The 7,531-nt window shown below is 27.1% G+C and carries 8 protein-coding genes; 6 read left to right on the top strand and 2 right to left on the bottom strand.

Annotated features, from left to right (window positions below):
- Positions 1-360 precede the first annotated feature (360 nt).
- Both ytfJ and T514_RS25810 read right to left on the bottom strand, forming a co-directional pair.
- Entirely contained in the window at positions 361-789 is a 429-nt protein-coding gene (gene ytfJ, locus T514_RS0115345; protein ID WP_027625580.1) for a GerW family sporulation protein, read from the bottom strand.
- 14 nt (positions 790-803) lie between these two features.
- Complete coding sequence (locus T514_RS25810) at positions 804-1,385, bottom strand: DUF2953 domain-containing protein (RefSeq protein ID WP_051542067.1); 582 nt, start codon at positions 1,383-1,385, stop codon at positions 804-806.
- Between the two features lie 127 nt (positions 1,386-1,512).
- Between T514_RS25810 and T514_RS0115335 the strand changes: the two genes are divergently transcribed.
- The 6 genes from T514_RS0115335 (at position 1,513) to rpsA (ending at position 7,341) form a co-directional block, all read left to right on the top strand.
- Positions 1,513-2,697: a D-alanyl-D-alanine carboxypeptidase family protein gene (locus T514_RS0115335; protein ID WP_027625579.1), complete on the top strand. Its 1,185-nt coding sequence runs from the start codon at positions 1,513-1,515 to the stop codon at positions 2,695-2,697.
- Between the two features lie 162 nt (positions 2,698-2,859).
- Positions 2,860-3,375 carry a hypothetical protein gene (locus T514_RS0115330; RefSeq protein ID WP_156939957.1) on the top strand — a complete coding sequence of 172 codons (516 nt, stop codon included), beginning with the start codon at positions 2,860-2,862 and terminating at the stop codon, positions 3,373-3,375.
- A gap of 16 nt (positions 3,376-3,391) precedes the next feature.
- Positions 3,392-4,039 carry an accessory gene regulator ArgB-like protein gene (locus T514_RS0115325; protein ID WP_169735825.1) on the top strand — a complete coding sequence of 216 codons (648 nt, stop codon included), beginning with the start codon at positions 3,392-3,394 and terminating at the stop codon, positions 4,037-4,039.
- A complete protein-coding gene (locus tag T514_RS26195) occupies positions 4,017-4,154 on the top strand; it encodes a cyclic lactone autoinducer peptide (RefSeq protein WP_084284614.1) in 138 nt (45 codons plus the stop codon). The genes T514_RS0115325 and T514_RS26195 overlap by 23 nt, the downstream gene beginning before the upstream one ends.
- A gap of 191 nt (positions 4,155-4,345) precedes the next feature.
- Entirely contained in the window at positions 4,346-6,046 is a 1,701-nt protein-coding gene (locus T514_RS0115315) for a bifunctional diguanylate cyclase/phosphohydrolase (protein WP_027625576.1), read from the top strand.
- Positions 6,047-6,180: 134 nt separating this feature from the next.
- The gene (gene rpsA, locus T514_RS0115310; RefSeq protein WP_027625575.1) at positions 6,181-7,341 is read left to right on the top strand and encodes a 30S ribosomal protein S1; all 1,161 of its coding nucleotides are present in this window, start codon (positions 6,181-6,183) and stop codon (positions 7,339-7,341) included.
- The last annotated feature ends 190 nt before the right edge of the window (positions 7,342-7,531 follow it).

The raw sequence follows: 7,531 nt of genomic DNA, 5'->3' as shown, positions 1-7,531 counted from the left end.
ACGCCCTTCTCTAGGGTGTTCTTGACATGCAATTCATTGTTAATTATATTGTAATTAAGGCATGGAGTTTTACCATGACCTCCATGCCTATAAAATAATTATCATAGAAAGCTATTTACAGAAAAACTTTCACACTCTCTCTTACTGCACTATTTTTATCTGATGATTACCTGCTCTACTCTAATACTCTCATCTTTTTTAAAGTGAGAGTAAAGAGCAGCTACATCTCTGGATAATAATTTCCCCTAAAGAATAACGACTTCTAAGGAGTAAAACTCCTTAGAAGTCTGCTAATAAGATCTAGAGTGAGTAAAAATTCTCTCTAAGGCTTAGAAATCTGTCTATGTAAAATATATTTCATTAATCTATAGAGGATGATTCATCTTTGCAAGGAGTGCTAGTTTTTTCATCTTCTTTTTCTTTTTTCATAAGGCCTTTTATAGTATCAATAATTTGTGGAATTGAATCAATTACTCTATCATAAGATCCATTTTGTTCAAGTGGAAGGAGTCTTACAGAATCACATTTAATTACTAAAAAGGCTACTGGTTTAACAGATACGCCAGCACCAGAACCTCCTCCAAATGGATACTTAGGATTATCACTGTTTAGGCAAGTATTAAATTCACTTCCGCCAGAAGCAAAACCAAATGAAACCTTAGAAATTGGAATTATTAAAGAACCATCTTTCGTTTCAACTGGATCCCCTACTATTGTGTTAACGTCTATCATATTTGTAATGTTTTCCATGGTACTTTTCATTAAATTTTCAATTGGATGATTTTCCATATATTATACCTCCTTTAGGATACACTAGTAACTTTTGATACACAGTTTTTAGAATCCTTTTTTGCCTTATGTATACTTTTAAACATAATTATAAACATATATATAGTTTTAACTAAATTTATATAAATTATACTGGTCATTTCTATATAAATTATTTTTTTATTGAATTCAGGCTGAAGATTCAGGTTCATTTCTTTTACTTTAAAGCAAGAATAAATAGAATATTGGATATAAGAATATAAATGGTTTATTAATCCATAAAGTATACCAGTAACGGCAGCATCATCTACGCCATAGGTTAATTGTATATTTATTTTTATGCTGGGTTTTAATATACTATTTTTTAAATTTATCCACATATATTTTAATTGTTTAAAAGTAAATTTTCTGTTTTTTAAACTTTTCTTTGTAAATTCTTCCCCTTTATCAATAATAATCCGTTGCTTTTTTGTTAAATCTTTAGGATTAAATTTAAAAGTTTTCCATAATATTTTAACAACAAGTTTGTCTAGATCATACATAAAATAAATTTTTATAGGAAAGGGAATTATAGAAATAAGAAGTAAAAACAATAAAATAATTATCCATATACTCATAATTTATCCTCCATATGATATTAAAGTATTATATCCATTGAGGATAATAATATGCAAAATTATATGGAAATAATTTTATGAGTAATAAGTATGTTAAAGTGAAAAAATAATTAAGTAGAAAGAGGTGATGGACTTGAAAAGATGGTCTAAAGTAATTTGTTTTATTATTACACTTACCTTAGTTATGTGTAATATACCAGGTGACTTTAACTGTGTGAATGCTAGTAATGAAAATGTAAGCAGAAGCATTGCGGAAAATTTTAATCCTAATAATATTCCTAAAAAACTAGTAGTAAATGCTAGGGCTTACATAGCTTTAGATGCTAATTCTAGAATTGTATTAGCAGAGAAAAATTCTGAGGTTATTATGCCAATGGCTAGTACTACTAAAATAATAACAGCTTTAGTTGCATTAAAATATGACACATTAGATAAAGAAGTGGAAATTTCATCTAGAGCAGCATCTATACGTGGATCTACTGTAGGGTATAGAAAAGGAGAAAAGGTAACCATAAAGGAATTGTTATATGGGCTTATGTTAAGATCTGGAAACGATGCATCTATAGCCATTGCAGAAGGAATAAGTGGTACTGTAGAGGAATTTGTCAAATTGATGAATGAATATGCTGCGGGACTAGGACTTATTGACTCCCATTTTCATACACCTCATGGATTAGATAATCCAGATCATTATTCTACTGCATACGATTTAGCAGTACTTACAGCTGAAAGCAGAAAGCATCCATTGTTTCATAAAATAGTTAGTTCTAAGGATGTAGATGGCAAGACATTAGGATTTACAAGAAGTTATCATAATATTAATAAAATATTATGGCAAATACCTGAGGCTAATGGTGTTAAAACTGGATATACAGGAGGAGCAGGGAAGTGCCTTGTAACATCTGTAAATATGTATGGTAATGATATAATTATAGTTGTGCTAAATTCTCCAGAAAGATGGAAGGAAACCATAAAAATAAATGAGTATGTAAAGAAAAATTATGTATATAAAAAGTTTTATTCTAAAGGAGAAATAGTAGGAGAAGCACCTTTAGGAAAAGATAGCATAAAGCTGGCTTGCATTAATGATATAACTTTACCTATAAAGCAGGAAAATAACTATGAAGTGGTTGTTGAAGCACCTAAAAAAATAGATAAGGATATACAAAAGGGAGATATTATAGGCAATATATATATATTTGAAGGAGATAAACTAATTTATAATAATAATTTAGTATCAAATAATAATTATAAGCTAGGGCTATTTAGAAAAAAAATAAATTTATTTGATAGTATTAGAAAAAACAATTAATATGTAACTAAGCAGAAGATATCTTCTGCATTTTTTTTAAAAATTATTATGAATTTGTATGATATACTGACTAAAAGAAGGTAAATTTAATATAATTACTATAAATATTAGCTTGTTTTATTAATTATTGGTTTAAATTGTATAAAAATAGTAGTATAATGTATGAGACAGAATTTTAGTTTTATACAAAAGGTGATAGAAATGTTAAAGATAACTGTTATTGAATTATTATTAAGAGCAATTCCCGAATGGGTATTATTAATAATTATGGCTTATGTCATATCTGATAAAAAATTTGATAAATGTAAGATAGTTTTTTCTTCATTTATTATGGCACCTATTAACTATTTTGTAAGGATGTTACCAGTTCATTTTGGTGTTCATATAATAATTGGTTTATTGATATATTTACTTTTATGCACATTTGTTAATGAAATTGATATTATGAAGTCTATATCATCAGTTTTAATATCAACTATACTCCTTCTTATATGTGAAGGAATAAATATAGGAATATTGCAATATTTATTTGGAATTAATGCTGAAAAAGCATTCATAGATCCTATTATGAAAACATTATATGGGATTCCATCCCTAACCATATTTGGGATATTCATTTTTATTATTTATGCTAAAAATAATAAAAAAAGAAAGGAAATAGATAGTGTACTTAATTAATAAAATTTGTAATACTTTGGCTAAGAAAGTTTCAAATGAATTAAATTTAAATAAAGATAATGAGGAAATAATTGCATATGGAGCATTTAACTTAATTCAAATTATATGGTCAATTTTTTTAGTGATTTTATTAGGATGCTTTTTTAATATTCTGCCAGAAGCTTTTATTGTATCAGCGACAGTAAGTTTGTTGAGAAAGTATTCAGGAGGTGTACATGCCTCTTCTCCAAATAGATGTGCTGTTATAGGAGCAGTGATTTCAGTATTACTTGCTCTTTTAGGAAAAAATATGCTATTATCTTTTAGCGCAAGGCAGATATTTGCTATAGAGGGAATTTTAATAATAATAGCTTATATTATTATATATAAGCTAGCTCCAGTAGATAGTCCAGCTAAAAGGATAAAAAATGCGGAAAAAAGAATAAAATTTAAAAAAAAATCTTTGCTATGTAATAGTATATTACTTTTTTTAGTAGTAGTTATGAATTATTTCTACTATGTATATGGTCAAGCTAAATATTTAACTTATGGTTGCAATATAATTTTAGGGGTTTTATGGCAAGTTATTACTCTAACACATGTTGGTTTTATAATATTAGACAAGTTAGATAATATAATATCCTTTAAGGGAGGTGGCAATAATGAAAAAGACATTATTGAATAAAGCTATGGCATTATTTGCTGGATTATTTACTTTTTTTGCATTAGCAACTTCAGCTTCTGCATGTGTATGGTGTTATTATCAACCTGAAGAACCAAAAGCATTAAGAGAAGAATAATATAAGGTCGGTTTATCCGACCTTATATTAATAATTTTATCCAATAGCTATCATCGGTATATTATTTCCATATGTGGAAGACAACGGCCGTTATGCTTCAGGATAAATTTTTCTAAGTTTCAGCTAAAGTATTGTATTATTTTAAACGAACTATATATGAAGCCAAGAATTACTTAATCGGATGTGATAAGATGAATAGCTTTGAAGAACATAGAAAGAAGAAAATTAGTGAGATAATAGCTATAAATAAATTGATTATAATTTTACTTTGTGGAATTATAATATTTACTAATACAAGTTGTCCAATTAATAATAATCCCAATAGTGTTAATTTACTATATATATTATGTTTAGCTTTTATTTTTTTATTAATATATTGGATATGGATAATGTTTTGCTTAAGAGAATATAATACAGAAAAAATTAAATGGATACAGTACATAGAAAATTATATTTTTGTGGCAGTTACTTTTGGAATAATAATAGCAACAGGGGCAAATAAAAGTAATTATAAATTTATTTTCTTATTTATAATTATTAATTCTACAATACAATTTGGTATGAAATATGGTATAACCTTAGCCTGTATATGTTCAGCTATTTTATTGTGCATAGATTTAGTTTATGCACGTAGTTTAATTATAAATAAATATTTTGAGAATGATTTGATATTAGTGGGACTTTTTTTATTAACTGCTTGGCCTTTAGGATACTATAGAAAGATAGAAAATGAATATATAAAAGATTTAGCATATTTGGTTAATGTAGATGGATTAACAGAGTTATATAATCATAGATTTTTTTATGATAACTTAAAAATGAATAAAGAAAAATGTGAAAATGAAAATAAGCCTTTATCTCTTATAATAATGGATATTGATTACTTTAAAAGTTATAATGATTTAAATGGACATCAAATGGGAGATGAAGTTTTAAAGATAATAGGTAGAATATTAAAAGAAAGCTTATCAGATGATGAAATTGCCTGCAGATATGGTGGTGAAGAACTTACAATTATACTGCCAAATAAAGATGAAGAATATGCCTTGAATTTAGCTGAAAATATAAGAAAAAGAATAGAAATGTATAAGTTTAAGGGAGAAGAGAGTCAACCTAATAAAAAGATAACTGTATCTATAGGAGTATCAACATTTCCGGATAAAGCTAAAAATGAAAATGAGTTAGTTAGTAGTGCAGATGATGCTCTATATAGGGCAAAATTTTTTAATAAGAACAGGGTAGAATGTTATTATTCTGTTTTAGAAGAATTGAAAAGAGATATAGAAGAAGAACATATTGATTTAATAACATCAATAAAAACGTTAATTAGTGTAATAAATGCTAAGGATAGATATACTTATGCTCATGTAGAAAGAGTGGTTATATATTCAAAACTTTTGGGTAATAAATTAAATTTATCTGAAGTAGATAAAAAAATATTAATGTATGGGGCTTATATGCATGATATAGGTAAAATAAATATATCTAAGGAAATTTTAAATAAAAGAATGCCTTTAAGTGTTGATGAATGGAATATATTGAAAATGCATCCTAAAAACGGTGCTGAAATGATTGAATCTGTGGAATCTTTAAAAAGCATAATTCCGATTATTTTATATCATCATGAAAGATATGATGGAAAAGGATATCCTGAAGGATTGAAAGGTGAAGAAATACCTTATCTTTCAAGAGTACTTACTGTAGTGGATAGTTTTGATGCAATGACATCTAATAGACCTTATAATAAAAGAAAAAGCTGTGCGGAAGGTATTATAGAGTTGAAAAGATGCAGTAGTACTCAATTTGATCCCAAGATAGCACAGGCATTTATAGAAGTAATTGAAGAAAACTACGGAAAATTTGATAATTTAGCAGTATCTAATAATATATAAGGTGTAGTTGTGATAGACTAGCCTTTTATTTTGTTAATATTATGTATATAATTGTCTACTATGGTTAAAGTTTGATATAATATAAATAGCTAAATATATATAGGAAAAATCATAAAGATAGGGAGAGATAGATTATGGAAAAGAATAATGAAGAAATTTCAATGAAAGAAATCATGGGAGAAATAGAGAAATCAATGAAAAGAATTTATGAGGGTGATATAGTAAAAGGAACAGTAATTTCAATATCACAAGATGAAGTATTAGTAAACATAGGTTATATGACTGATGGTGTTATAAATAAAAGTGAATTAAGTGATAATGAAGAAATAAATCCAGGAGATGAAATATATGTTTATATACTTAAGGTTAATGATGGGGAAGGGAATGTAGCTCTTTCAAAAAAGATGGCAGATGAAATAAAATTCTGGGATAAGTTACAGGAAGATTTTAATGCAGGAACTAAATTTATAGTAAAAATTAATGAAATTGTTAAAGGTGGGGCTGTAGCTTATATAAATGGAATAAGAGCGTTCATACCTGCTTCACATATATCTTATTCATATGTAAAGGATTTAAATACATTTTTGAATAAAGAAGTTAATGTAAAGATAATAGAATTTGATAAAAATAAAGAAAGAGTTGTATTATCAGCTAAGGAAGTAGAAAAAGAAGAGGTAGAAAGAAATAAAGAAAAGATTTGGAAGACTCTTCAAAAGGGAGAGAAGAGAATTGGAACAGTAACAAGGCTTGTTAAATTTGGTGCTTTTGTGGATTTAGGAGGATTAGAGGGATTAATACATTTAAATGATTTATCATGGAAAAGAGTTAATAATCCATCAGAAGTGGTAAGTATAGGAGATAAGGTTTCAGTATATGTATTAGATTTTGATAAGGACAAAAATAGAATATCACTAGGATTAAAAGATGTGGCAGAAGATCCTTGGAAATTAGCAGTTGCAAAGTATAAGACTGGAGAAGTAGTAGAAGGTAAAATAGTAAAATTGTTGGATTTTGGAGCATTTGTAGAACTAGAAGATGGAATAGAAGGTCTTGTTCATATTACAGAAATTAGCGAAGATAGAATATTAAAGCCATCAGATGTATTAAATGTTGGGGATAAGGTAAGAGTTAAAGTACTAGAAATCAATGAAGATGCTAAAAGAATGTCTTTAAGTATAAAAGGAGTTAATGATTCTTTATCAGAGGAAATTTCGAAATACAATGATAATGATGAAGGGGTAACTTTAGGTGATTTATTAAAGGATAAATTTAAAGATTTCAATTTTGAAAAGTAAATAATATCTAATAATAAAAAAACAAATAAATTTCATCATTTACTTAGGTAAACTGTCCCCAGTAAGGTAATGTAGCCTCTTTTCTGCGTCCATCTTAAAAGGTACAGTTTACCCTTTAAATTTTTTTATTAGTTTTTTATAGTGGCAAGTAAGAAAAAGCTTACTTATCTGTACTATATGCTTCTCTATG

Source organism: Clostridium lundense DSM 17049 (genome assembly GCF_000619945.1).
Lineage (GTDB): Bacteria > Bacillota > Clostridia > Clostridiales > Clostridiaceae > Clostridium_AO > Clostridium_AO lundense.
Note: the sequence above shows the minus strand (reverse complement) of the source record. Positions and strands in the feature narration are given on the sequence as shown.